The sequence below is a fragment of the Zunongwangia sp. L-65 genome (genome assembly GCF_056859415.1).
Genome location: NZ_JBSXOK010000026.1, coordinates 1 through 26,621 on the forward strand (window position 1 = coordinate 1; position 26,621 = coordinate 26,621).

General features: G+C 34.9%; 26 protein-coding genes, 1 other RNA gene and 1 pseudogene. 14 read left to right on the forward strand and 14 right to left on the reverse strand.

The features are described 5' to 3' along the window. Positions 1 to 126 (forward strand): annotated as a pseudogene (locus tag AC13DP_RS01475) (IS982 family transposase); the annotation flags it as partial. A 43-nt stretch (positions 127 to 169) separates the two neighbouring features. Continuing rightward, complete coding sequence (locus tag AC13DP_RS01480) at positions 170 to 580, forward strand: M57 family metalloprotease (RefSeq protein WP_483067195.1); 411 nt, start codon at positions 170 to 172, stop codon at positions 578 to 580. Positions 581 to 820: 240 nt separating this feature from the next. Here the strand turns inward: AC13DP_RS01480 and istB are convergent, their stop codons facing one another. Both istB and istA read right to left on the reverse strand, forming a co-directional pair. Continuing rightward, positions 821 to 1,549 carry an IS21-like element helper ATPase IstB gene (gene istB, locus AC13DP_RS01485; RefSeq protein WP_483067196.1) on the reverse strand — a complete coding sequence of 243 codons (729 nt, stop codon included), beginning with the start codon at positions 1,547 to 1,549 and terminating at the stop codon, positions 821 to 823. 24 nt (positions 1,550 to 1,573) lie between these two features. After that, the gene (istA, locus tag AC13DP_RS01490; protein WP_483067197.1) at positions 1,574 to 3,142 is read right to left on the reverse strand and encodes an IS21 family transposase; all 1,569 of its coding nucleotides are present in this window, start codon (positions 3,140 to 3,142) and stop codon (positions 1,574 to 1,576) included. Positions 3,143 to 3,255: 113 nt separating this feature from the next. On the opposite strand from istA, the gene AC13DP_RS01495 reads away from it, so the two are divergent. The 8 genes from AC13DP_RS01495 to AC13DP_RS01530 all read left to right on the forward strand — a co-directional run bounded on the left by AC13DP_RS01495 (position 3,256) and on the right by AC13DP_RS01530 (position 11,123). After that, entirely contained in the window at positions 3,256 to 5,655 is a 2,400-nt protein-coding gene (locus tag AC13DP_RS01495; protein WP_483067198.1) for a S8 family serine peptidase, read from the forward strand. A 92-nt stretch (positions 5,656 to 5,747) separates the two neighbouring features. Continuing rightward, entirely contained in the window at positions 5,748 to 6,191 is a 444-nt protein-coding gene (locus AC13DP_RS01500) for a hypothetical protein (RefSeq protein ID WP_084841003.1), read from the forward strand. A gap of 92 nt (positions 6,192 to 6,283) precedes the next feature. Continuing rightward, on the forward strand, positions 6,284 to 7,120 hold the full coding sequence (locus AC13DP_RS01505; RefSeq protein ID WP_347406770.1) for a class I SAM-dependent methyltransferase: 837 nt from the start codon (positions 6,284 to 6,286) through the stop codon (positions 7,118 to 7,120). Between the two features lie 707 nt (positions 7,121 to 7,827). Then, positions 7,828 to 8,547, forward strand: a complete 720-nt coding sequence (locus AC13DP_RS01510) for a hypothetical protein (RefSeq protein WP_139801283.1) — start codon at positions 7,828 to 7,830, stop codon at positions 8,545 to 8,547. Position 8,548: 1 nt separating this feature from the next. Further along, positions 8,549 to 8,830 carry a hypothetical protein gene (locus AC13DP_RS01515; protein WP_084841000.1) on the forward strand — a complete coding sequence of 94 codons (282 nt, stop codon included), beginning with the start codon at positions 8,549 to 8,551 and terminating at the stop codon, positions 8,828 to 8,830. A 19-nt stretch (positions 8,831 to 8,849) separates the two neighbouring features. Further along, on the forward strand, positions 8,850 to 9,878 hold the full coding sequence (locus tag AC13DP_RS01520; RefSeq protein ID WP_084840999.1) for a patatin-like phospholipase family protein: 1,029 nt from the start codon (positions 8,850 to 8,852) through the stop codon (positions 9,876 to 9,878). Positions 9,879 to 9,880: 2 nt separating this feature from the next. After that, entirely contained in the window at positions 9,881 to 10,687 is an 807-nt protein-coding gene (locus AC13DP_RS01525; protein ID WP_084840998.1) for a hypothetical protein, read from the forward strand. After that, entirely contained in the window at positions 10,668 to 11,123 is a 456-nt protein-coding gene (locus tag AC13DP_RS01530; protein ID WP_084840997.1) for a hypothetical protein, read from the forward strand. Before AC13DP_RS01525 ends, AC13DP_RS01530 begins: the two co-directional genes overlap by 20 nt. Positions 11,124 to 11,178: 55 nt before the next feature. Here the strand turns inward: AC13DP_RS01530 and AC13DP_RS01535 are convergent, their stop codons facing one another. Both AC13DP_RS01535 and ssrA read right to left on the reverse strand, forming a co-directional pair. Continuing rightward, positions 11,179 to 12,444: a site-specific integrase gene (locus AC13DP_RS01535; protein ID WP_483067199.1), complete on the reverse strand. Its 1,266-nt coding sequence runs from the start codon at positions 12,442 to 12,444 to the stop codon at positions 11,179 to 11,181. Positions 12,445 to 12,712: 268 nt separating this feature from the next. Beyond that, positions 12,713 to 13,114: a transfer-messenger RNA gene (gene ssrA / locus AC13DP_RS01540) on the reverse strand. A 510-nt stretch (positions 13,115 to 13,624) separates the two neighbouring features. On the opposite strand from ssrA, the gene AC13DP_RS01545 reads away from it, so the two are divergent. The 4 genes from AC13DP_RS01545 to AC13DP_RS01560 all read left to right on the forward strand — a co-directional run bounded on the left by AC13DP_RS01545 (position 13,625) and on the right by AC13DP_RS01560 (position 17,875). Then, entirely contained in the window at positions 13,625 to 14,824 is a 1,200-nt protein-coding gene (locus AC13DP_RS01545; protein ID WP_347407413.1) for an NAD(P)-dependent oxidoreductase, read from the forward strand. Between the two features lie 72 nt (positions 14,825 to 14,896). Further along, on the forward strand, positions 14,897 to 15,274 hold the full coding sequence (locus tag AC13DP_RS01550) for a M13 family metallopeptidase N-terminal domain-containing protein (protein ID WP_347407414.1): 378 nt from the start codon (positions 14,897 to 14,899) through the stop codon (positions 15,272 to 15,274). A gap of 31 nt (positions 15,275 to 15,305) precedes the next feature. After that, complete coding sequence (locus tag AC13DP_RS01555; protein WP_347407464.1) at positions 15,306 to 16,916, forward strand: M13 family metallopeptidase; 1,611 nt, start codon at positions 15,306 to 15,308, stop codon at positions 16,914 to 16,916. A 134-nt stretch (positions 16,917 to 17,050) separates the two neighbouring features. After that, positions 17,051 to 17,875, forward strand: coding sequence for an endonuclease/exonuclease/phosphatase family protein (locus AC13DP_RS01560; protein WP_347407415.1), 825 nt, complete (start codon positions 17,051 to 17,053; stop codon positions 17,873 to 17,875). Positions 17,876 to 18,041: 166 nt separating this feature from the next. Here AC13DP_RS01560 and AC13DP_RS01565 read toward each other — a convergent pair whose 3' ends face one another. The 10 genes from AC13DP_RS01565 to AC13DP_RS01610 form a co-directional block, all read right to left on the reverse strand. After that, complete coding sequence (locus AC13DP_RS01565) at positions 18,042 to 18,752, reverse strand: hypothetical protein (RefSeq protein ID WP_347407416.1); 711 nt, start codon at positions 18,750 to 18,752, stop codon at positions 18,042 to 18,044. Beyond that, on the reverse strand, positions 18,749 to 19,249 hold the full coding sequence (locus AC13DP_RS01570) for a hypothetical protein (protein ID WP_013072939.1): 501 nt from the start codon (positions 19,247 to 19,249) through the stop codon (positions 18,749 to 18,751). Before AC13DP_RS01570 ends, AC13DP_RS01565 begins: the two co-directional genes overlap by 4 nt. A gap of 66 nt (positions 19,250 to 19,315) precedes the next feature. Continuing rightward, the gene (locus AC13DP_RS01575) at positions 19,316 to 20,077 is read right to left on the reverse strand and encodes an oxygenase MpaB family protein (protein WP_347407417.1); all 762 of its coding nucleotides are present in this window, start codon (positions 20,075 to 20,077) and stop codon (positions 19,316 to 19,318) included. 2 nt (positions 20,078 to 20,079) lie between these two features. Beyond that, complete coding sequence (locus tag AC13DP_RS01580) at positions 20,080 to 20,397, reverse strand: hypothetical protein (RefSeq protein WP_013072937.1); 318 nt, start codon at positions 20,395 to 20,397, stop codon at positions 20,080 to 20,082. Between the two features lie 48 nt (positions 20,398 to 20,445). Then, positions 20,446 to 20,751 (reverse strand): winged helix-turn-helix domain-containing protein, encoded by a 306-nt coding sequence (locus AC13DP_RS01585; RefSeq protein ID WP_041579038.1) that lies wholly within the window; start codon positions 20,749 to 20,751, stop codon positions 20,446 to 20,448. A gap of 21 nt (positions 20,752 to 20,772) precedes the next feature. Then, on the reverse strand, positions 20,773 to 21,387 hold the full coding sequence (locus tag AC13DP_RS01590) for a hypothetical protein (protein WP_013072935.1): 615 nt from the start codon (positions 21,385 to 21,387) through the stop codon (positions 20,773 to 20,775). A gap of 133 nt (positions 21,388 to 21,520) precedes the next feature. Next, complete coding sequence (locus tag AC13DP_RS01595; RefSeq protein WP_013072934.1) at positions 21,521 to 22,378, reverse strand: universal stress protein; 858 nt, start codon at positions 22,376 to 22,378, stop codon at positions 21,521 to 21,523. A gap of 1 nt (position 22,379) precedes the next feature. After that, the gene (locus AC13DP_RS01600; protein WP_483067200.1) at positions 22,380 to 23,996 is read right to left on the reverse strand and encodes a BCCT family transporter; all 1,617 of its coding nucleotides are present in this window, start codon (positions 23,994 to 23,996) and stop codon (positions 22,380 to 22,382) included. 17 nt (positions 23,997 to 24,013) lie between these two features. Beyond that, entirely contained in the window at positions 24,014 to 25,174 is a 1,161-nt protein-coding gene (locus AC13DP_RS01605) for a hypothetical protein (RefSeq protein WP_228251694.1), read from the reverse strand. A gap of 142 nt (positions 25,175 to 25,316) precedes the next feature. Further along, positions 25,317 to 26,471, reverse strand: coding sequence for a hypothetical protein (locus AC13DP_RS01610; protein WP_483067201.1), 1,155 nt, complete (start codon positions 26,469 to 26,471; stop codon positions 25,317 to 25,319). Between the last annotated feature and the right edge of the window lie 150 nt (positions 26,472 to 26,621).

Below are 26,621 nucleotides of genomic sequence, written 5' to 3' on the forward strand. Positions count from 1 at the left end.
CATACCAGGCACAGAAGCTTTGACAACTTCCTTTCAAACCTACTCTCTGGACTAATCGCCTACAGCTTCTTTCCTAAAAAACCCTCTTTAAACCTAGAAATTATAGATCAAAGATTATCTGCTTAAGTCGAACTCACGTTATATAACAGATTTTTACCCTAATAGTGACATGTTAGGGGTATGGGGCTACGCTGATCCACCTTCTGAGTATACTTATACTACAAGATCTGGAGAAACGCGAACAGAAATTATTCCTGGAGCAGAAATACATTTAAATATATTGCAACTTCAGACAGAAACCGATACGGATTTTATAGGATCGATTATAGCTCATGAAATGGGACATACTATCGGATTTAGACATACCGATTATTTTAATAGAAGCCTAAGTTGCGGTAGTGGTGGTATGGAAGCTGATACAAAGAATATAGGCGCAGTCCATATTCCTGGTACTCCTGTAGGTAACAGCCCAAATTCTTGGATGCTAGCTTGTATTAACAGAGGAGTCAATCGACCTTTTACAGCAAATGATATCATCGCGTTGGATTATTTACATGGGTTTAATGTCGTTGACCTTTAAGAATAAAGAGAAGGCAATTATAAAACTCTATTTTATGATTGCCCTTTCTTTTTTAGATTTATTATGTTACGGACAAGCATCAACATTTAATAATTGTAATTATTTAGTTTTAAAAGATTTACTAAATATAAATACCCATGATAATAGTGGATGAGCCGGTCAAAGTGAACCACATGCGCCGGAGGAAAGTGAGCATAGCAAACTAAGTGCTCAAAATCGATTCTACTGTGGTTAAATTTACTATTTATTTTTAAGTTTCTTCCTCATTGATTCCCCTTTGATATCTATTCTGTGAGCCGTATGAACCAGACGATCCAATATGGCATCTGCAATGGTCTGTTCTCCAATGATCTCGTGCCAGGCCTCTACCGGTAACTGGGAGGCTATTATAGTAGATTTTTTTCCGTGCCTATCTTCAATAATTTCCATCAGGGAGTGCCTGTTAATAGTATCCAGACCTTTAAGTCCAAAGTCGTCAAGTATGAGCAGATCCTGTTTTTCGATCTTGCTTACCTGCTTTAAATAAGAGCCATCGGCCTTGGATGTTTTAAGCATGGTAAAGAGTTTAGAAGTGTTGAAGTACAACGTTTTGAAGCCTAGGGAACAGGCCTGATGCCCTATGGCGGATGCCATATAGCTTTTTCCTGCCCCGGTGCTGCCTGTGATTAAAATATTATCCTTTTGTGTTATAAAGTCACAGGTTGCAAAACGTTGTATTTGGTTTCTATCGATATTCCGGTCGTGAGTATAATCGATATTTTCCATAACGGCGCTATACCTGAAGCGGGCTGTTTTAGTTAGGCGTTCTACCTTTCGGTTCTGACGATCGTCCCATTCAGACTGAATGAGATAAGCTATAAGTTCATCATTAGTGTAATCCACGCTCTGCGGGGATAAACTGGAGCTAAAGGCCCTGATCATGCCGTGGAGCCTTAATTGTTTCATTTGTTCTAAGGTTTGCGTATTCATATACTTGGTTTTAATGGTTTCTTTCTATTTGTAGTAATGGCCTCCCCGGATGTTCTGGTGATCGGGCAAGACTATTTCCTCTTCGAGGTTTTCATCGAGATTATCCCAGCCTTTTTTAAGGATGCGATCAATAATGTTGTAATTATATGCCCCGTAATCAGAAGCTCTCTTACAAGCATTATCCAGGCGCAGGTTTCCTACCTTCTTTGCCAGGTGTAGTATACCTAAACAGGATTTATAGGATTGTTCCGGATGTTGTTTTTTATCCAGTATTTCAATGATATACGCTTTACAGTGTATTCCGATATGAGCTGCCCAGGCGATAAATTTTTCAGAGCTCCATTCACTTACAAACCTATGGTGTGATGGCATGTGTTCCTTAACCGTAGTGTAGGCGTATTTCTTTTTCTCTCTTTGATGTGCAGCCAGTCGTTCAAATTTATAGAATATCTCCACCAGGCTATCGGAGTAGATGATTTTGATACGTTTTCCTATATGCTGGTAGGGTACGCTATAGTAATGCTTGTCTTTACTAAAATAGATGTGACTGTTCTTGTGCACGGTACCATTGGCATAGGCTTTTATCTCATATCGCTTTAAGGGCAGAGATTTTAATTCCTGTTTCTCCACCTGGTCGAATAAAGAACGTCGGGAGTACTCTCTTCCCCGGAAGGACATTTCATTATGTGTTTTCAGAAGTTCGAGTATGGCCTTATTGATTTCTGGCACGCTATGGAAGATCTGGTGGCGTAGCGGTGCAAATACCCTGGTATATATAATGCGTACAGCATTCTCTACGATGGCCTTATCCCTGGGTTTATATGTTCTTGTGGGCAGTACGGCGGTTTCATAATATTCCGCAAAATCAGAGAAGGTCTCATTGACCTTGGGTTCATAACGGCTCCCTTTGGTTACCGCGGATTTCAGGTTATCGGGTACCAGAGCGTTGGGTACTCCTCCATAAAACCAAAGTGCATTCTCGAGGCTACGTATAAAATCTTCTTTCTTTTGGCTCGGCGAGGCTTCCACATAGGTATATTGGCTACTGCCCAAAACGCACACAAAAACTTCCAGATCCTGCACTTCTCCGGTGTCACGATCCACAATGCTAAGTTTCTTGCCGGTGTAATCAATAAATAGCTTATCGCCGGCCTTATGAGTAAGGTGCATCACCGGTGATACTTCTTTGGTCCACTGATGGTACCAGTACTTGAACTGGGATAACTTAAAGCCATCAGGATGTTTTGCGTAATACTCCTGCCAGAGCAGTTGCCTGGTTACCCCCGTCTTGCGCAATTCCTTATCAAAATAGGGAAAGTACTTCTCCAGGGTCAGCAATTGAGCGCTCTTTGGTTTTTGATCGGACTTAAAAAGCCTGTGTAACTCTTCAAGGGTCATTGCAGAGACCTCGTAGCTTGTAAACTGGTAACGCTGAAAAAAGGCGATGTACTTAGTGATGGTGTTACGTGATAAACCCAGCCTCAAACTTATCTGGCGTTTACTCACGCCCTGGCTGTATAACCTAAAAATCTGTTTTACTTTTCGCATATCTATTTGTTTGTTGGCCATGGTCTTTTTTACAAAAAAAGACATTTGGCTCCTTACAAATAGAATCGACTTTTTAGTGGCTCACTTTATCCCGGCTAAAGTGGCTCACTTTGACCCGGCCAAGGTGGTTCACTTTCATCCGGCCAGGGTGGTATACTATGACCGTTTTTTGCAATAATAGCAAGGTTCAATTTGTATCAAATCTGGGTAATAATTCTTTTATTGTCGAGGAACTAAGTTTAAAAGAATTTTGTGGCAAAAAAAAAATAGATATAAAACCAGAATTAGCCTCTTATTCTCAATTTTCAGTACTATTATATCCAAATGGTATTTCAAAAATTCACTCAGATTATCCTAGCCTAAGAGGAGACCATGTAACCTTAAGCCTAAAAGAAAATCCCATAAATTTTCAAGATCCCGATCTCACTGGAAGAATTATAAATCGCTTTAGTTCTGGAGAAATATCTGATCATGCAAACTTTATGGCAAAAATTATGATAGGGGCAGGTAACACAAGTCATAATTTTAAAGGAGGTGCCTGGGGAGCGAAATTATATTTTTCTTATTTATCTGATGTTATGCCAATAGATTGGGAGTTACTCAAAGAGAATAATGTAAGTATACAAAATCATTCTTATGGAACAGAAATTCAAAATTATTATGATTTAGGAGCATTAGCTTATGATGTTCAGGTTTATACTCATCCCGAAATGGTACATGTTTTTTCTGCCGGTAATATGGGAGATTTTGCAGCTGTAGGAGGAAAATATAGTGGTATAAGTAATTATGGGACAATTTCAGGAGAATTTAAAAATGGAAAGAATACAATAATTGTAGGTGCTTCAGATATATATGGGAATGTGCTGAATCTAAGCTCTAGTGGCCCATTGGAAGATGGTAGGATTAAGCCTGAAATAATAGCCTACGGAATAAATGGAACGTCAGATGCAGCTGCTCTAGTGAGTGCTACTACCGGTTTACTCCAGGAAGCATACTTGGATAAGTATCAAAAATATCCAAATAGTTCTTTAATAAAAGCTTTGCTTATTAACAATTCTGAAAATGATTTAATTCTTGATCATAGGTCGGGTTATGGAAATATGAGAGCGGATCTCTCCTTAGAGAATTTACTTAAGGATCAATTTATAATAGATAGCTTGTCTACCGAAACTTATAAAATATATGAAGTTTTTGTTCCGGAAGCGGTTAGTAGACTAAAAGTGTCCTTAGTTTGGAATGACGAACCCTCATATGACTTCAAATTACATTCTAAACAGCTAATTAATGATTTGGATCTTTCAATAGAGAATTTAACTGAAGAATGGTTACCATGGATTTTAAATACCTCTAACAATGTTGATTCACTGAAAATGGAAGCAAGGCGTGGAATTGATACTATTAACAATATGGAGAAAATTACAATTGAAAATCCTGAATCTGGATATTATAAATTCAAGGTAAAGAAAAATAGTTCTAATAAAAATTTTCAAAAATTTAGCCTTGTATATAATTTTGAACACAAGAATCAATGGGTTTTCCCAGGAAAGGAGACTAAGTTAACAGCTCAAAATAGTTATTTATTGAAATGGGATTTAAATAATCCAATTGAGTATGAGAATATTAGACTGCAGTGGAAAGATGTGATTGGTGACTCTAATTGGAAAACTATATCCTTAATTGAAAATAACCAACGCCAAATTGAATGGATTACACCTCGGATAACTTCTATTTGTCAATTTAGGCTCATAGCTGATAATTTTGAAATGAAATCCAATAAGTTTTCGGTTTCCGAGCTTCAAACACATAATGTTGAATATGGATGCGATGGCAATATAGTTGTTTCTTGGAAAGAGCTCTCAAATGTTGATGAATATCAAATATTTGAATTAACTGGAAAGTATATGTCATTAATCGAAACTGTTAAGGATACGTTTTATACTACCAACCTCTCTCAAAATACACAGAAATTAATTGCAGTTGCTCCTGTTATTGACAGTTTAGTCTTGAATAAAACTAACTCTACGGTCGTAGAGGGGGGAATTAATGGGTGCTTGATGACAAATGCTTTTTTAGATAGCGAAATGGGACAACAGGCTTCATTAAATATTTATTTGAATTCCTTAATAGGAATTGAAATGGTTAATGTAGAAAGATTAAATGGTGGAAAATTTGAAATTTTAAAGAGTTTTAAAAACATAGAAGGCAATAATTTAAAATATAACGACATCTCCCCATATCAGGGTAAAAATAAATATCGAATTACAATTATTTCAAAAACCGGAGAAGCATATCATGGTGATATTCTGGAATTCGTAAGAATTGACAAATCTAATATTATTCCTAATCCGGTTAAAAAGGGCGATTTAATTTTTATATATGTTCCAGTGGAAGGTTGGTGTAAGATGGAATTATACAATTTGGAAGGAAAAAAATTGGCTGAGAAGGAAGACTTTGGGAGTATTAAGACTTTAAATAGTGTAGGGATTTCTGAAGGACTTTATTTGTTAAAGATTAAGGCCAAAAACTATCAAAGTACAGAAAAATTAATAATTAACTAAGCGTAAAATCTTTTTAGGGAAATGAGTTATTATTTGAACGCAACCTTTGCAGTGAAATTACATCTATATTATAAAGATTAAAGGAAATCAAAATGAAAGAAAAAGTATTTATTTTACTCGTAATGTTAATTTTAAATTCATGTTCCGATGACAAGGAAAATCGGGAATTACAAAACCTTTCGTTTAATGAATTCCCACAAGAATGGGAGCTTGTTAAAATAACAGGAAGTATTCCTGGCTATGAGATTACTAATGATGAAATTGAAATGCAGGAAATATATGTTTTCGAATCAGATGGCTCTTTTTCAAAAACTAGAATAGAGAATCAAAAGGAAACATCCTTTGGGGGGCATTATATTTTAAGCGAAGACAAAAAATCGATTCAACTGATGTATGATGAATCCAATCCTATTATTGGAAATTGTTCTTCGGATGAAAATATTGAAAACCTTTATATCGATGAAGAGGACCAGTTCTTATTAAACAATTGGTGGGCTTGTGATGGTCCTGGGTTATATTACCAAAGAGTAAAATAGTTATATTTAATTATTCATTTTTTGTGCCCTTTTTTGTCCTATTAGAAGATTTAAGAATTTTTGGAAGAGCCAAAGGATGAAGTAAAAACACAATGGGAATAGAAAAAAATATAAGTATACATGAAACAGCATTTGTGACCTCGGCCTTTCGAGCATTCGATGAAGACTTAAGTCAGGACAACTTTGCTAAATTGTGGGAAAATAATAAAACAGAACAATGGGTTGCAGAATACCTAGATCATGTTTCTTCCGAAGAAACCTATACCCATTGTTTAAGAAATAGATATTTTCTAAATACTATTAAAAAACTTGTAGCCGGTGGAGAAGTGGAGGTTTTGATAAACTTTGGTAGCGGATTTAGTATGTATCCATTTTTACTTGATGAACATATAATTCATGTAGAAATTGATAAACCAGAGATTGTTGATTATAAAATGGATAAGATTGATTACTGGCAGCGTAATTATATACTTCCTAAAAGAAATATTCATTTTATTGGCGTTGATTTTAGTACTAATTATAAGGAGAGTTTACTTTCAAAAATAAACACTATAAAAGGAACGAAATCTAGTTTTATTTTGATAGAAGGTGTATTGTTTTTTTTAAGTAGAACTGAAACCAATGGTTTATTTAAATTTTTTGATGTAATTCAAAATAGTGGTGATTATGTAGGAAGTGCGTCTTTTCAAGATACTTTAAAGAATAGCTTGGCATTTAAAAATTTATTGAAATTTTTTAATCAGAAAGTAGCTAAAACGAGTAAGAACGATTATCAAACGATTGAAGATAAATATTATAAATCACTGGCTAATTATAATCTGATTGATCATCAGGATTATTATAGTCTCTCATCTCAATATGCTAATAAAATCGGTAATAATCGAGATCTGATTCTAAACGAGAATTTTTATTTACTTCGAAAGCTATAAATTCTTTTTACACACTAATAGTATTTTCATCTCTTCTGAAAATCGATTCTATTTGTGCGAAAAATGAGGCCAATTTTTGGAATATAAATTTAAAGTTTACTCGAATATTTAATAGATGTCCTATTACCGAAAATTTATAAAACGTGGTTTTACCACACACTTTACGTGGTATAATCTTTTTTCAATTCCTTCAATAAATTTAATTTTATTGACAGCTATTAGGGTAAATAACTTATTCAGACAGCGGTTCATTTCTGATAACGAGATGAAGTTTAATATTTCATTCTTTGGAAATTTGAAGTATGAAATTTTTATTATTATAATCAGTATTATAAAACCTTCACAACTAATATAGAATTTCGCCCAAAGAACATTACTTATATTTTTGTATTAAATGTTCAAAATATTTTTAATAGTCAGGAGTATAGATTTATTTCCTCAACAATTTATCAGGAGAATGACCTGCATTTTAACGCGGTTTTAAAATTTATAGTAGAGTTGTAAAATTCAGATTCTGACAAATTATGAGAGTAGCTTTTCTATAAAATGAGTAGCAAGTGTTTATTTATTTTTTAGGGTAGTCTCATCGGTTCTGGTTAACTGAAAAATTCTGAAACATATTAACAAAAGCAATATTAGGGGGAAAACACCCTGTTAAAATTAATTTAAAAATTGTTATATTTATCTGATAATAAGAAAACTATATAGTGATTAAGAAAAATTATCCTCATATTTTCCATCTCATTTTAGTGTTTTGTTTTTTTAGCTGTGCTTCTATTCCAAAAGAATCCGTTACGATCTCAGAACAAATTGGCAAAGATCTTATAGTATTGAAAGAATCTCATGAAAACCTTTTAAACCTTTACTATAGTGATTTGAAATCGGAGATTAATAAATTTGTAGATGAAGTATACGCTCCGTTTATTATAAGTTTTGTACTTAAGGATGAATTGAGGACTTATACTGAAGGGGGGGAAGAATCTATTTATTTTTCTTTATTTCAAGCTGCAGAAAATTCAGACGAAAATAGTACATCGAAAGCTTTAACTGATATGTCTGACTTTGTAATGGCGGCCAGAGAGCAAATTGAGAATAAACGTAAGGAATTATTATCCCCTATTTTATTGGAAGAAGATAGTATTACCAATGAAATTAACAATTCCTATAATAATACGCTTTATGCCAATTCAGTATTAACGGCACATCTTCGCTCCTTACAAAAATTAAAAGATACACAGAACGAAGCTTTAAATTTAATTGGTCTAGAGGGAATTGATAGTGAAATTAGCTCAAAATTATCAGGGGTTTCCAATCAAATCTCAGAATTAATTACTCAAGCACGAGATATTGATACTAAGGGTGATGAGGCTTATGATAAAATCAATGAGATAACAACGAAGATTAAAGAAACTATAAGTAAAGACTAATATGGGGAATAGATTTACAACAAAATTTGAGAAGGCGGATAAAGCTTTTGATGGTATATATCAGGATGAACTTAATCAATTGATGGGCTTATCCAAAGATCAAATAGATCGTATTATTCCTGATACGACTGATTTAAGAGTATATAGTGTATTAATAGATGTAGTTAAAGAGGCATCCGAGAAAAATTTATCACAAGCGGAACTTTTGGGGAATATTAGAGAATTAGGTGATGTAGCGGTAACATTAGCTAAAAAAGTACCAAAATTCGCTGCTTTATTGTAATCAATAATCAATACATATTATGAGGAAAGTTAGGATATTATCAATCGATGGAGGAGGTATAAGGGGAATCTTGCCGGGGACAATTTTAACTTATATTGAAGAGCAATTAAGAAATAAAACAGGTAATCCGGATGCAAAAATAGGAGAATACTTTGATTTCATTGCAGGTACCAGCACCGGAGGAATTCTTTCCCTTGTATATTTATGCCCAGATGAACAGGGAAATTTTAAGTATGGAGCTAAAGAGGCTCTCGATATTTATTTAGATCAGGGTGATGAAATATTCGATGTGTCATTGGGAAAAAAATTGAGAAGTTTAGGAGGTATATCTGATGAGAAATATGATGAAAAGGAATTGGAAGAAGCATTATCAGATTTTTTAGAGGAAAGAACATTAAAAGATGTTTTAAAACCATGTTTGATTACCAGTTATGACATTCGGAATCGAAAGGCTCATTTTTTTACTAGTGCTGATGCGAATTCTGATATTTTTAATTATAAATTAAAAGATGTAGCTCGGGCAACTTCAGCTGCTCCAACATATTTTGAACCGGCCAAAATTAAATCAATTTATGGAACACCGCATTTTCTAATTGATGGTGGTGTTTTTGCCAATAATCCTGCTCTATGTGCTTACGCCGAAGCAAGAACAATGAAATTCTCAAAAATTTTAAATGATGAGAAGTTGCCAGATAATCCTGGAGCCAAGGATATGCTTATAGTTTCAATTGGTACCGGTACAGTAAAAGAAGCATATACCTACAAAGAATTTAAAGATGCAGGAGCTATAAAATGGATAAAACCCCTAATAGATATTATGATGAGTGGTAATTCCGAAACTGTGGATTATCAACTTAAACAGATATATGAAACTTTAGCTGTAGCAGATTGCGAGGATTATCACCGTATACAACCTAAGATAAGTTTAGCCAGTTCTGAAATGGATAAGGCGGATATTGATAATTTAAAAGCGCTATATCAAGACGGTTTATCTGCAGTTCGTGATTATAAAGAAGAACTAGATATTATAATCGATAAATTGTTGTAAAGATGAATAGAGGGCTCATAATTACAACATTAATTGTTATTGTTTTATGTGTATCATCTTGTGCGTCAAAAAAGAAATATGCAGAACTGGAGGCAAAACAAAAAGAGACTCAAGAAAATCTCAATCAATTAATTGTTAAAAATGAAGAACTAGTTAGTTTGATTTACAATATGGAAATGCAGATTGAAGAATTAAATGAGCCTCCCATAACTTCTGGATATGAAGATATGGATAGTTATGCTTTTAGCTATTTCTATACTTTAAACTCTTCTGAGGAGCTATTTTTTTCCGACGCTTTCGATTTAAATACTCCATTGATTGAAACTAGTCAAAGAATTGAATCTGAAATTCAAAAAATGGGGTATGATATAGGGAATTACAAATTTTTTTACACGGGTAATGGTTATGGAATAGTGACAAATCCTATTCCAGTAACACCTGAAGGAAAGAGAGGAGATACTTCTCCGGATTGTAATTGGTTTAATTTCTTTTATTGTAGTGGGAAGTCTTATTATAGAATGTACGTATTTCTAGTTGTTGATAGGCTCACAAAAAAAGATAAAGTAGTAACATTAGAAGAGATCAGAAAATATTATGATAAGAATATCAATTTAGATATTAATTGGCAGAGTCTGGATTCACTTACATCATTATTCTATGGAGAGAACAATAAGTTTAATGAGAAATACTCATTTTCTGTTAGAGTTTATGATTTTTTATCTGAGGATTTCGGAAATGGGAGCAAAGTTTTAAAACAGTCAAAATTCGAACCTTTTAAAGAGTCAGGATATGAGCCATTTAAAAACTAATCTACCTTTTTTTAGGTATCAAAGAAAATTGGTGTTGCTATGGTTCATATGGGGAAGTATTATATTCATATTTACATTTCAAAAATCATTTTTTGGATATTTTAAGCATTCCACAGAACCTATTTGGACATTTATTGGAGTATATTTAGGGGGGATTTATTCTTTAATCACAGGTAGTTCTTTTTTTAAACATAAATTAAGTAACTACTTGTTGAAAGATATTATTTATTTTCGATTAGCTTATATTAGTAGTATAATCTATCTTCTTGGGGTGAGTATAGTAATTTTTATCGTTCCATTGTATATTTTACAAAATGGGGGGAATCTTGAAGACTTCCGAAATGCACTGGCTAAGACTAATACAATATTTAAGGTTTTATTACCGATTCAAATTGGTTTATTAGCCTATTTCTTTTTTAAAAAAGAAAAAGGCTAATAACTTTGATAATTGGGGTTTTTAGAACGGTTATTTTTAATTTACTTAGACGATATCAATTCTTAGAATTCTTGTTTTTCAAATTGCTTTCATTTGAAATTTTCTTAGCTTCAAGTTTGGCTTTTAAATTCTGCATGTCTTCACTAATCTTACGATCAACAATTTTAGCATAATGTTGGGTGGTTCTCAAATCCTTATGGCCTAGCATTTTACTCACGGATTCTATAGGTACTCCATTTGTCAAAGTAATGGTTGTGGCAAAAGTATGCCTTGCGACATGTGTTGTAAGCGGTTTTTTGATACCACACATCAATGCAATTTCTTTCAAAAATGCATTCGATTTCTGGTTGCTTAAAACGGGTAAGATAAAATCACTATTTTTAACTTCGGGATGATTTTTGTAGCGATCTAAAATTTTTTCAGCTATTGGAAGAATAGGGATACTGCTCAATGTTTTCGTTTTAGTTCGTTTTGTCCTAATCCATCTAGCACCGTCAATTCCCTTAGTGATATCTCCATCATTTAGTTTCTTGACATCAGCATAAGCCAAACCTGTATAACAACTAAATATAAACATATCTCGAACTAATTTCAGTCTTTCGAGGTGAAGCTCTTTCTCAATAAGCTTTTGAATTTCCTCTTCATTTAGGAATTCACGCTCTACCGTTTCAAATTGAACTTTATAATTGTAAAATGGATCCCTGTCCATCCATTGATTGGCTAAAGCGATTCTCACGATTTTTTTAAAGTTGTTGACGTATTTTAATGCAGAATTATGATTGCATTCTCTCTTAGTTTTTAAAAAATATTCAAATTTAGATATGAAATGATGATTAATTTCATTCATAGGATAATCATCTTTTCTGTATTCTTCATTAATGAATTGTTTAATATGATTATAACAGGTCCAATATCGCTTTGCGGTGCTTTTAGAAATACTTTTGCCAGAAAGATGATCCATCTGTGTGTTATGTTCCTTAAATGCTTCTAAGGTCATTTTTAGGGGGCTTTTATTTTCTCCTTTGAGCTCTTGAACCATCCTTGAAGCAGTAATTGATTCGTCGTTGTCAGAGAGTATTTGATGAATTTTATTAAGCTTATGCCTTATATTATTAATATGAGTATTGATTTCTTTCTCATTTGGATTATTACCCATTACTTTTTGGAGCTTGATATTCCAGAATTCAGGCTTAATCCTACGCGATATACTATATTCTTTTCTCTTTCTGTCGACGGTAAGTCTCAAATAAATCGGAGCTAGCCCGCGTTTATTTTTCTTTTTTGCGAGGACGTGAAAATGGATATGAAAATCGGTTCTCATAAGATATTAAGTTTTTAGGTCTCGATTGGTTACCCAAAGTACCTAAAATTGAGGTAAAAATGAAAACTTTAACGTAGTCTAAGAATTTGGAAAACAGCATTTTGAAGGCTTAGCGAGACCCCTTTTTAGATCAATCAATAGGTCACCGTATTGGTCTCGATTAGAGTGCAATTATTTAATATTAAATAATATTAAATAATATTGAATAAAATAAAAAACCCTGTAAATCATACATTTACAGGGTTTTTGTTTGAGTTTGATGCTCAAAAAGTGGAGTCGGAGGGGTTCGAACCCTCGTCCAAACAAGCAATTCAGAAGCTTTCTACACGCTTAGTTTTCGCTTGAATTGTCGGGAAAAAATCTGGCTGAAAACTACCTAATCTTTTCCGTATCCTCAATAAATTTCAAAACTGCATCAAGGCCCTGCAGCTTCTATATTTACTTTATCGGTGCCTCTGGTGTGGACGCCGTAAATCAAGGCTTCCACGAGACATCTCGGCTCCCTACCTTGTAGGGACTAAGCAAAACCTACTGTGATTCGGTTACGCAGCCAAGGCGTAGTTATTCTCGCCGTTTAAAAAAGTGTGAAATATGAGATTTACGAGCTATATCCCAGCGCTCGGCGTGCTTACAACTCAATTAGACTCGCTGTCAAAACCAAGTCGACCCCAATATTTAAAGAACATTGTACTTTGTCTTTGGACGTTCCGTTTGTTCTAACGACCAAACGGCGGGCTATTTGCTTTTAGTTTTTGCTCGTAACCTCACAAAAAGCTAACCGCTGCTATCCCTAACGCAAAATCGAAATCCAATCAAACAAAGAACATTAAATTAACCTAGTGTTTACAAAACAGTAAGGCCTGCAAAGGTACTATTAAATTTATATCTTTACCCGATAATCGGGATTAAATACACCAAGACTTGCCCCGAAAATAAAAATAATTTTCTAATAATTATTTCGTGGGCTTGCGCCAAGGTAGTTTACTCGATAATCGAGATTTAAAAATTTTAGAACTTTTCCTAAGATGTTAAAAAGCCTTCAAATTTAAATTTTATTTATCTAAATTGAATAGTTCAAAAAACAGAGCGCAAATCTAAAATTTGTTAGCTGTTTCTGCAAACGCTTATATTTAAAGTTCATTAAAATATATCTTAAATTATACAAAACCTATACCATGCTATGCTAAAATTTGCCATCATTCGGGAAGAAAAAACACCACCAGATCGTCGCGTGGTTTTTTCTCCAAAACATCTAAAACAAGCCAAAAACCAATTCCCCGAAGCACATTTTAAAGTGCAGCAGTCGGATATTAGGATATTTAGAGATGAAGAATATCAAAATGAAGGATTTCAGGTTTCACAAGATATTAGCGACTGCGATGTGATGATTGGGGTAAAGGAAGTGCCGATAAAAAGTCTGATTCCGAATAAAAAATACTTTTTCTTCTCTCATACCATTAAAAAGCAACCTTATAATCGCGACCTCCTAAAGGCGATTTTGGATAAAAATATTGAGCTTTTTGACCACGAGGTGATCACCAGTGAAAGCGGAATGCGACTGATTGGTTTTGGAAGATATGCAGGACTGGTAGGAGCTTATAATGGATTTCGAGCCATTGGATTAAAAAATGAAATTTATAGTTTACCAAAAGCTGATGATCTTCCAGATTTAAACGCGATGTTGGCGCAATTGGATAAAATTAAAGTCCCAAATTTAAAAATAGTACTTACCGGTAGTGGGAAAGTAGCTCGTGGAGCCAAAGAAATATTAGATCATTTAAAGATCAAACAAGTTGAGGTTCCCGATTATTTAGCTTCAGAATTTGAAGAACCGGTTTATTGCCATATCGACGTATTGGATTATAACAAACGTAAAGATGGCGCAGTGGGTAGTATCTCAGAATTCTTTATTAATCCCGGATTATACGAATCAGATTTTTGGCGTTTTGCTGTAGTTAGCGAATTTTTTATCGCAGGGCATTTTTACGGCCAGGGCGCTCCGGTATTTTTTACAAAAGAGGATGCCAAAACACCTAATTTCAACATAAAATATATCGCCGATATTTCCTGTGATATCGCCGGCCCTATCCCAAGTACTATAAGGGCTTCAACTATTGCCGATCCTATTTATGGTTACGATCCTAAAACCGGCAACGAAACAAATTATAAAGATCCTAAGACCATAACCGTAATGGCGGTAGATAATTTACCTTGCGAATTGCCCAGGGATGCCAGTGAAGGTTTTGGAGAAATGTTTTTAAACAAAGTCCTGCCAGCATTTTTTAATGATGATAAAAATGGAATTTTAGAACGCGCGAGAATGACCAAAAATGGGAAGTTAACTTCTAGGTACGGTTATTTACAGGATTTTATAAGCTAAAAATCAAAATTGTTTTTAACCAATATTGTATCTTGTCACTAGATTATTTTAACCACTATGCGCTTAAGCAAAATGAGAAAAACAATTGTAATACTTCTAGGTTTACTTTCCCTGGCCTCTTGTAAAAAGGAAGAAACGGCCGAAAAAGAATTTAAAGAAATTACCGGGGTCGATCATAATTTGAAGCCAGGAGATAATTTCTTTAGGTATGTAAATGCTAAATGGTATGACACGGTTTCAATCCCTGCAACACAGGCCGGAGCAGGTGCCTACATGTTTATGAACTACCCACAGCGACTTCGGTTACAAGGTATTTTAGACAGCGTATCAAAAAGTGAAAATACTAAAGGTAGTATTGCTCAAAAAGTAGGTGATTTTTATGCTTCGGGCATGGATACGGCAACCATTAATAAAAGAGGTTTTAAGCCCGTAAAAACCCGTTCTAAATGATATTGATAAAATCAAAGATATTCCTTCTTTGATGCATTTTGTAACCAATAATATGATGGTTGGAAATGGTTCAATTTTAAGCTTTTATGTAGGGCCGGATGATAAAAATAGTCAGATGAATATTGCGCATGCCAATCAAACAGGAATTGGCTTGCCAGACCGGGATTATTATTTTAGTGAAGATGCAGAGACTGTAGCGATTCAGCAAGCCTATAAGAAGTATCTTTCATCACTATTTCGACTTACCGGAAGTAGTGAAGCTGAAGCGAGAGAAAAAGCTGATTTGGTATATGATATCGATAAGCAGATCGCCCAGTCGCATAGAACTCGTATAGAACGTCGAGATGTAAAAGCCAATTATAATAAGATGGCGGTGAGTGATCTTGATGAAAAGCATCCTAATATTGCTTGGTCTGCTGTTTTAGATGACCTCAATGCGCAAACCGATTCTATAGATGTTGGGCAACCGGAATATTATGATCAACTTAATTCACTTTTAAAAACTGTTCCTCTGGAAGATTGGAAGGTGTATTTAAAAGCGCACACATTGCAGAATTATGCTGATAATTTAAGTAAGCCATTTGTGGATGCAGCTTTTGAATACAGTAAAGTAATCTCTGGCCAGGCAGTTCAAAAAACAAGAGGAGAAATAATGGCCAGTGCCGTAGATGATTATCTTGGGGAAGCTTTAGGACAGTTATACGTAAAGAAATATTTTCCTGAAGAGGCCAAAGAACGTATGCAGCAATTGGTTGATAATGTACAGAAAGCTTATGCGGCAAGAATCGATAAATTAGAATGGATGAGTGATAGCACGAAACTAAAAGCCAAAGAAAAGTTGGCTGCGATCACTAAAAAAATAGGGTATCCAGATCACTGGAAGGAGTATAATAACGTAACTATCGATAGCAATAAATATTTCGAAAATATCGTTTCTGCTTCTTCAGCCGCCTATCAACGTAACCTGGAAAAATTAGGAAAGCCGGTAGATAAATCAGAATGGTTTACTACGCCTTCAACGGTCACAGCATATAACAATCCTTCAGCAAACGAAATTGTTTTTCCGGCAGGAATTTTACAACCCCCGTATTTCGATAACGAGGCTGATGATGCCCTAAATTATGGCGGAATAGGAATGGTGATTGGTCACGAATTAACCCATACCTTCGACGATCAGGGCGCGCAATTTGATAAAGAAGGGAACGTAAAAAACTGGTGGACAGATAGCGATTATGAGAAGTTTAAATCAAAAATCCAGCAAGTCATCGATCAGTACAGTGAATTTACGGTGTTGGATTCGCTTCACATTAAAGGCGCGATGACGGTAGGAGAAAATACCGCCGATATTGCTGGTGTTGCGGTGGCTTACGATGCTTTTAAAATGACCAAGGAAGGTAAGGATAGCACTAAAATAGGTGATTTTACGCCAGATCAGCGTTTCTTTCTATCGGTAGCCAAGATATGGCGGGTAAAAATGAAGGATGAATTTCTACGGTTATGGATCAATAATAATCCGCATTCGCCACCTTTATGGCGGGTAAACGGACCTTTAATGAACAATCCTCATTTTTACGAAGCTTTCGATGTTAAGCCGGAAGATTCGTTGTATGTAGCAGAAGAGGATAGGATTGTAATCTGGTAATTTCATCGAAATTAACTTAAGCATAACCAGAAAATGAAGTAAGCACTGTTCGTAGACCTTAACTTGCGGCAGGAATAAAACACCTAATTGCATTACTAAATAGTAATTCTGATATTTGAATTTAAACCTAAACAATGAAAAAAATCTTAAGTACCCTAACACTTCTTTTATGCCTAACCAGCATGTTTTCACAGGTAAAACTAATGACTTACAATATTAAATATGCTAATGAAAATGATGCTGAAAACAGCTGGTCTTATCGAAAGGACTGGATAACCAGTCAGATTAAGTTCTACGAGCCTGATATTTTTGGTGTTCAGGAAGCGCTACAGGTTCAAATCGATTATTTTAGTGAGCATATGCCAAATTACAAACATATTGGGGTTGGTCGTGATGATGGTATGAAAAAGGGAGAATACAGTGCGATTTTCTATAATTCAGAAAAATTTAAAGTGCTGGAAAATAATACCTTTTGGCTAAATGAAACTCCCACCAAAATTAAAAAAGGCTGGGACGCTGCGCTACCACGAATATGTACATACGGCCTCTTTGAGAATAAAAAAACAGGTGAAAAATTCTGGTATTTTAATACACATTTTGATCACGTGGGTGTAAAAGCCCGACAAGAAAGTGCTAAACTGATCTTTGAAAAGATAACCGAATTGAATACACAAGACTACCCGGTGGTTTTAAGCGGAGATTTTAATTTAATGCCAGATACTAAGAGTATCCAGTATTTAAGTGAACAGATGATCGATACTAAAGGTGCTGCTGATCTTGTTTTTGGTCCTGAGGGGACTTATAATGGATTTAATTTTTCTGAGCCTGTTACCCGAAGAATTGATTATGTATTCTTATCTAAAAATGGATTCCATGTAAAAAAGTATGCCGTATTGAGTGACTCTAAAGATTTAAAATATCCATCAGACCATTTACCCGTAATGGTTGAATTAGAATAACGATCCGCAAAAGGATTTTGATGGTAAAATCAAAAAATTACGCCAGGCTATAATTAGCTTGGCGTACCTTCTTCGTAAATCACCATATTTTAGCTTCTTGGTATTGATTTTTATGATACCCCTGGCCTTACTATAGTTTTGGATTAAGAACTGAAATTAAAAGCTTTTATAATCCATCTTTTTTATACGTCTTTAAACACTCTTGTAGCGAATTCCCTTTTTTATGAATGCATTCGCAAAAACTAATACAAGCTTCGGGATGCTTTGTTTTATCACATTGCCGCGCACATTCAGCTAAAGTATTCCGTGGCATAATACTGTAAATATTAGTGATAAAAATTACAAAACTGATCATATAGATGAATACGCTACCAAAAAATACGAAAGGAAATTTGTTGTTTTTGGATTGCTGCGGAAGTAAAATTGCAGTATTATTCTGCTTTAGCGGAAGCAGATATTTTAGTTTATGATAATCCCAACCCAGCAAAAAAATCACAGCCGTAAGCATAAGTGGTGCGGTAAATAGCGAGCCATCAAAACGAACGGCCAAAGAAAGCACCGTGATATTCAGAATAATGGGGAAATAGATCAAAGCGCCTAGCATTGCGGTACGCGGAATTAAAAGTAAAATCGCCGCCAGCATTTGCATCACACCAATAAAAGTATAGTAATAACCCGTATAAAAAAGTGCTTCTAAATAATGTCCCATTGGGTGATTATTGGCTAAAGCCGTAAATCGTTCGCCGTTAATTTTTACAAAACCCGAGGGTAAAAAACCGGCTGCTAATGCAATTCGGCAAAAAATAGCAAAATATCCAATCCAGATGTTTTGTCTTGCCTGTAGATGAAATTGTTCGAATTTAGCGATTATTTTCATTTCTTCGGAATAGATAAAATGGTAGCTGAATTTATATAATCTCGCCTAAATATTGCCTGCCTGAAATCCTCAAAGTTTAGCGGAAGTACTTCTTTAAAATCGAAATGATGAAACGTATTCGCATTTCGCCCAATCTTAAAAGATCGGTAATAGTATCTAAAGTAATCGGGCAAAATAAAAGTTCCTAAAATGATGGCGCCAAACATATAGGGACTTCGCTTTCCGTTTCCTAAGCATAAATATTGCAGGGCTATTTCGTCTTCAACAGAAGTACCGTAACCGCAAAGAGTGTGATAAGCATCATGGCGTTCTACTTTTGCAATCAGTTCAAAATTGTTTTTATTTAGAAATTGGCCAAGATGATAACCAAAACTCTCTTTAGGATAACTTAGCAAATCGGCAGTATTAATATTCCACGGAATATGACCGCGTTTTAGCCATCGCGTGTATATTTTCTGCGTCTGGTCAAAAAGCCAGTGAATTAATCGCTTTCGCATAATGATATTTTTAAAGTACTTTGAAATTCAAAGTTTTTTATTAAATTTTTTTGATTAATGAATGACCTAATGATCTAAAGCTTTGATGTCGTTTTTATAGTCTTTAGGCAGAATAAGTTCTTTCAGGATGTAATCGATTTTAAATGATCCGCTTAGTCGGTATAGCGGAATTACAGTGATAAGAACAGAATGTTCCCGGAAATTCAGTAATTCTTTGACCCGTTTTGGCGCCATTAAAATTTGTGCTTCCAGCAATAATCGATAACGGGCAACACCTAAATGTTTTTTATACTGAAGAAAGAGATCTTTTGTGAATTCGCTATATTCAAAATTTTCCTGAAGCTGAATTTTGCGCTGTTGTTTCCAGCCTTTAAAATCCTTTGGTAATCCCTCGATTTTCATTCCGTGGCCAACTTTTAGAAATACGCTAAGTACTTCTTCTTTTTCCTTCAGTGTCAGTTTTCGTTCTAAAGCTTCAAAAGCTCTTATGGAATAATCGATTAACATAAAAAGTACATCACGATACGCCCATTCCGGTATTTTATAACCTCGATTTTTCTCAATTTTAGCATGAATTTTATTCATTTGATCTATCGCCTGGAAAGCTGCTTTTTCTTCAGCAAAAACAATCACTTTGGCGTAATTCACAGTAGAGAAGAGGCGACCTAAAGGATCTTTTGGAAGCCTGCCGGTGTAGTACAACCAGTCTACTGCTTTATTTAATGCAAACTCGGCAGCAGCACCGGCAAAAATAAACAGGATGGTATCTGCTTTGCCCCAAATTTGCCGAACAATCGAGTCTTTTTTTGTAAAATATGTCTTGTTCATAACTAATCCCAAAGTCCTACCTGCGCTAATGCAAAAACTAAGCTTAACCAAAAAATTATAAGAAAGCAAAATCCGCAGAAAATACTAACCAATTTTGGGTATTTATAATCTTTAAAGAAGAAGTCACGAACTAAGTAATATAATAAACCACTGCACGCGCCACCGATAGATATAGTAAGGATGGGAATATATACCCAACTCTCAATTTCGCCAACTTTTAATAAAATTCCCGCTAATAATAAGAGCGCAATTCCGGCTCCGGTGAGTGCTCGCTTACCTGCCAGGCGATAGTTTAATTTCATAGGATGTTCTAAAGTCATAACACGTGATTTTTCACTTTGAATTTCAAAGTAGATTAATAAAAAAATTTAGTTTAATTCATTTTTGGACTTTATAATATTTTCCAACGCATCGATATGCTTTTTAAATGCTAATTTCCCAAGCTTGGTCGCTTTATATTTGGTGTTTGGTTTGCGATCTACAAAGGATTTTTGCACTTCAATATAATCGGCTTTTTCAAGCGCTTTTATATGGCTGGCCAAATTACCATCGGTAACTTCCAAAAGTTCTTTTAGCTGATTAAAACTTACTTTTTCGTTCACCATTAAAACCGACATGATTCCCAATCGAATGCGATGGTCAAAGAGTTTGTTTATGTTTTCTATGATACTCACTATGGATGTTTTCTTCGGAAATTATTTTTGCTGAATAATCATTAAACTTCCGTAAATAATATGCAAAAGTCCGAATCCTATGGTCCAAAACCAAAAACCATAGCCGGGAAAACAAGCACAAATTAAACCGATCAAAATCTCTGAAATTCCTAAGTATTTAATGGTACCAATCGTATATTTTGAAGCATTGAGTAAAGCGAGTCCGTAGAAAATTAACATCAATGCGGCAGCCGAAGCGAAATCACCCTGGTTTAGTTTTAAGAGAATATAGGCACCACCGGTGAGCAATGGAACCAAAAAATGAAAGACAAGTCGTTTGGCTGTTTCGTCCCATATTTTTTCATTATTTTTCTTCGCTTCTTTGACCGAAAGTACATAGGCTGTGACTACACTTAACAACAGGACCAACAATAAATCAATTACAATCGGAAGAACTTGCGAATGAGTATATCCTGTATTTTGATAGTCCAGCTGAGTAGGAAAGGTTGGGAAGAAGAATATTTTGGCAATACCTGCGCCTATAATGGCGTAAATCCCGGCCATGATTCCAGAGGTCCCGCTAAGAGAAAGAAACCGCGAAGAGCGATTCATTAAATTCCTGATTTCAGATAAATCCTGCGAATAATCTTTATTCATTTTAAAGTACTTTGAAAAACAAAGTAAATGTATAAAAATAAATTATGCAACTGAATTTTAGATTTTTATTCTTTAGTTAGAAATTAAATCGCTAAAGTTCAGATTGCATAATTTAAAGCATTTTTAAAAAAGCTTATTTTACTACCCAAATTGGGATTTTGGCGTTAGCGGTCGAAAGCTCATCGGTAACACTTCCCAACATCAAAGAAGATATATTATTACTTCCTTTATCGGCTACCATTAAAAGATCAGCATTATTATTCTGCGAGCATTCGATAAGTTTTTCGGCAATCGTAGACTCTTTACTGTCTAAAACTTCTTCTTTGATAGCGTATGGCTTATGCAGGCGGTTTATGAATTTTTCTAAACGTTCTTGGCTATGTTTTTTTAGTTTCGTTTTCATGGTATCAGCAGAAACATATGGCGAAAATTGCGCTGGGATTTGATAAACGTGAGCTGCGACAATAGTGGCGTTTATTTTCTCCTGAATATAATCGATACTATTATAAATTTTCATACAACTTCTGGAAAAATCGGTACCTGCCCAAATAGTATCCAATTTTGGCGTGCTGGTTTCAGGGATAATTAAAAGCGGACATTTTACCATTCTAAGTAATTTATCCGTAAGTACGCCCGCACCCTCATAATCAATTTTGTTCCCCACAAGAATCATATCGATATAATATTTGTTTACGATATGATTAAAAATCGATTCTGTATAAGGGTCTTCAGCAATCAGTGTGTCCCATTCCACTTCGGCATCAAAACTATTCGTAATTTTTTCAGAAAGTTCATCCCCGATAATCTGTTCTAAATCCAGATCCTTTAATTGCTCCTGAAATAATTCTGAAATTGCATATTTTTTTACATTGTGCGTAAAATATACCTTTTTAATATCTAATTTTTTTGCTAAAAAAGATGCGTGTTTGATAAGATGATCATCCATAGGAGAAAGATCTAATCCTACAAGTATGGTGTTAATATTAATCATTTTAATCTGCTTTTTTCAGGTTTCTTTTCTTTACTATTTCTTTCACGACCTCCTCGTAATTTTCTTTTTGTTTCTGTTCCTTTTTCTTATTTAGTTTACGCATATCCTCTTTTAATCCTTTGTATAGAGAATAACACATAATAAGCAAAATAAAAGCAAAGGGGAGCCCTGTCACAATCGATGCGGTTTGTAAGGCTTGTAAACCTCCACCAACTAAAAGTACAGCGGCGATAGTACCTTCAGCAAAAGCCCAAAAAATACGCTGACCTATAGGAGAGTCTATTTTTCCTCCAGAAGTTAGACTATCGACAACCAAAGAACCCGAATCTGAAGAAGTGACGAAAAATCCTGCGATCAAGATCACACCTACCACATTAAGAACCGTAGCTAGTGGAAATTGTTCCAGAAATACAAAAAGAGCCGTAGCAACATCTTCGTTAACTGCATCTACGATAGCATTGTCACCCAATAACGTCTGTTGGATGGAAGCACTACCAAAAGCAGAAATCCAAAAGAAAGTAATAATAGAAGGTACAATTAAAACCCCTAAAGTAAATTCTCTAATCGTCCTACCTTTAGATACACGTGCGATAAAAGTACCCACAAATGGAGACCAGGCAATCCACCATCCCCAGTAAAATACGGTCCAGTCGTTTTGCCATTTTGTGCCAGTAAAACTTTCTGTCCATGTAGAGATCATCACGAAATCTGAAAGATAATTCCCGGTATTTTGTACGAATGATTGAAAGATAAAAATGGTTGGCCCCAAAATTACAACCAATATTAATAGAACCACGGCAATTCTCATATTCCATTCACTCAAAATACGAACTCCTTTATCTACCCCTAAAACAACAGAAAGTGTTGCAACTGCTGTAATACCAGCAATCAATATCACCTGAGTGGTAATATCGTTGGTTATACCAAAAACATGCTCAATTCCCGCGGCTATTTGTTGTACCCCAAAACCTAGTGAAGTGGCTAGCCCAAAAAGTGTTGCTAAAACCGCGAAAATATCGATAATATCTCCTATCCATCCATGAATTTTATCTCCTATAAAAGGATAGAAAACAGAACGAATGGTTAGTGGTAACCCCCTTGAATATGTAAAATAGGCAAGTGACAATCCCACCAAAGCATATACTGCCCAGGCGTGAAAACCCCAGTGCAAAAAGGTGAAACTCATCGCTTCGCGAGCAGCTTCAACAGTGCCACCTTCAGCCATCGGTGGAGAATTAAAATGGTTTATAGGTTCAGCAATACTCCAAAACAATAGTCCAATTCCCATTCCTGCACTAAAGAGCATCGCAAACCAGGAGGCTGTTTTAAATTCTGGTTTTGCGTTCTGTCCGCCAATTCTTAGTTCCCCGAATTTACTAAACGCTAAATAGATCATAAATCCTAGAAAAATATTTACGACCAATACAAAAAACCAACCCCCATTATTGGCAATATAGTTCTGTACGTTTTCAAATACTTTTTCTGATTGTTTCTCGTAAATCAGCGTTAAAATAATACTTGCGATAATGATAATGGACGAAGAGAAAAATACCGGGCCGTTAACCTCTAATCCAAAAATAGATTTTTTCTCGTCGCTTCTGGTAACTTTTTCTGCCATACTAATTTTTTAGTTGTTTAAAAATAATATCCTATGTTTATATTAAAGCGGGCTTCCCATTTTGCATCTGGGTTTCCCACCGAGAAATCGTCTACAAAATTACCACCAAGCCAGGAGTGATTATATCCGGCCGCGTAGTCGATGTAGGTGTACACATTTCCGGCAGTGATCAACACACCGGTAACATTCATATAAGAATCTTCAAAATCTTTTTCGGCTTTATCCATAAAACCAAAATCATTATAGAATTCCAAATTTGATATGGGGCCTATTTCAACAGGAATGCTTCGGCTAACCGCTAATGAATACATATTAAATTTGGCCGCAACGCCGTAATTAGCGCCATAGGCTCCAAATTGAAGTACCTTATCACTAATGGTATCGGGAGTTTTAAGATTATGATCTATGATCATTCCCTGAGCTTTTACGTTCCACTTTTCACCCAAATATTCATAGTGCAGGGCAAAACCGTGGTGGTTGCCAGTTTCTTTGGTATCCAGATTATAAATACCACCGTATTGCACAGATGTTCCTAATTGATGTTGTCTATCTTTACCCAGTTTGTAAATAAACTTTCCGTTAAACTGATTAATTTCTTTATTGCGCCCGGTAATATCGTAAGAATATCTTGAAGGATCGGTTTCTGTAGTGCTACCAAATTGTAATTCTTCGGCATTTTTAAAGAAAGCCAGTTGATATTGAATTCTATCTGAATCGTGGATGTATTTTATTCCCATATCATGATCGTCTTCCAGGCCAACATAATAGGTGAGGTTGAAGAACCAATTGTGGGAGTTGTATTGCTGAAGTCCAAATGGAACCTGAGTTAATCCAACCTGTATCTGGTCTTCTTTATTAATTTTATAACCCATCCATCCCTGCTTTAGAAAACCACCTCCAAAGGCTTCAGAATATAATCGATATTCTACATTTAAAAAGATGCTTTTATAAGAGCCTTCTGCATTAACCCTAAACATATCATAGCCAAAATCACCGCCACGATCTTTTTGTCCATCTTTCCAACTGGATAAATTGTAATTAAAACGTAATGCACCGCCTAATTTTAGTTTGGGTTTTTCTTCATTTTCCGCATCTTGTGCCAAAACTGGAAAGACGAAAAATAGAAGCGCAGTACTTAAAATTAATTTGTAAGATCGAACTAGTAAAGTTTTTTTCATTCAGTAATTTTAATGAGGATCGCGAAACAATAAAAATCTATCTCCAAATCCTAAAAATTAATAAAGTCTTAATTCACCTTTAGGAGTAATTTAAATAATCTCGTTTAAATTAATCATTATACATGTGGGTTTTAATGCAGATTTAAAAATAATATCCAATATTAATATTAAATCTTGCTTCCCACTTTGCGTTGGGATCCCCTGTAGAAAATTCATTATCAAAATCTCCGCCCAGCCAGGAATGGTTATATCCGGCAGCATAATCAATATAGGTACTAACGGGCCCTGAATTAATTAAAACGCCTAAAACATTCATATAGGAGTCTCCAAAATCATCAATACGCTTATGCATATAACCAAAATCATTATAGATTTCTATTTTCTCTACAAAATCCCTGTTAATATAGAACAAGTGGGAAATTCCAAAATTATAGATTTCAAAATTTGAGGCAACCTCGTATGGAGTTCCATAGGCTCCCATCTGGATGATATTTCGAGTGTTGCCTGCAGCATTCTCTGGATTAAATGCTGCTTTCGTCGCTTGTGCTTTTATAAACCAGTCATCAGATTTATATTCATAATGAACGGCCAGTGCATAATGATCGCCGGTTTGTGTGGTTTCGATATTGTAAAGGCCTCCATAGGCAGCAGAGAGCCCAATTTTATGCATATTATCTAGACGAGGTTTATATAAAATTTTTCCGTTGATTTGATTTACCTCCTTGTTATTACCAACAACATCATAGGAGTACCGGTGTGGGGAGGCAGGAGAATTATTGCCAAAAGTGAGTTCTTCAGCATTTTTAAAGAATCCGGCATGATATTCAAACATATCGCCCATATATGAATATCGAATTCCCATATCATAGTCGTCTTCTAAACCAACATAATAAGGGAGGTTCAGAAACCAGTTATGAGAATTGTAGCGTTCTATACCAAAGGGAACCTGTACCAGTCCCATTTGTATTTCACGCTTGTCATCTAATTTATAACCTAGCCATCCCTGTTTTAAAAAAACGCCCCCAAAAGCTTCTGAATATAGCCGATATTCAGCATTGATATATAAGTTTTTATAAGCACCATTTACCGCAAGTCTAAAAACATCAAAACCAAAATCACCACCTCTTTCCTGCATTTCTGGTTTCCAGGAAGAAAGATTATAATTAAAACGCAAAGCTCCCCCAATAGTTAATTTTGGTTCATCTTCGTTTTTTTTCTGAGCAAAGTTATGATATGGCAGCAGGCTGCCGAAAACAAGAAATAGTAAAAAGTGCTTTTTAAGTAATGGTTTATTCATAAGATACTTTTTTTTAAGGTACTATGAATAATTATCAATTTGTTTAAAATGCTAAAATTTTAATAATTAATTAAACATTTAAAAAGAAAAAAGCCTTCTATCTAGATAGAAGGCTTAAATAAAAATTATAAACAAAAACAGAATTAGACT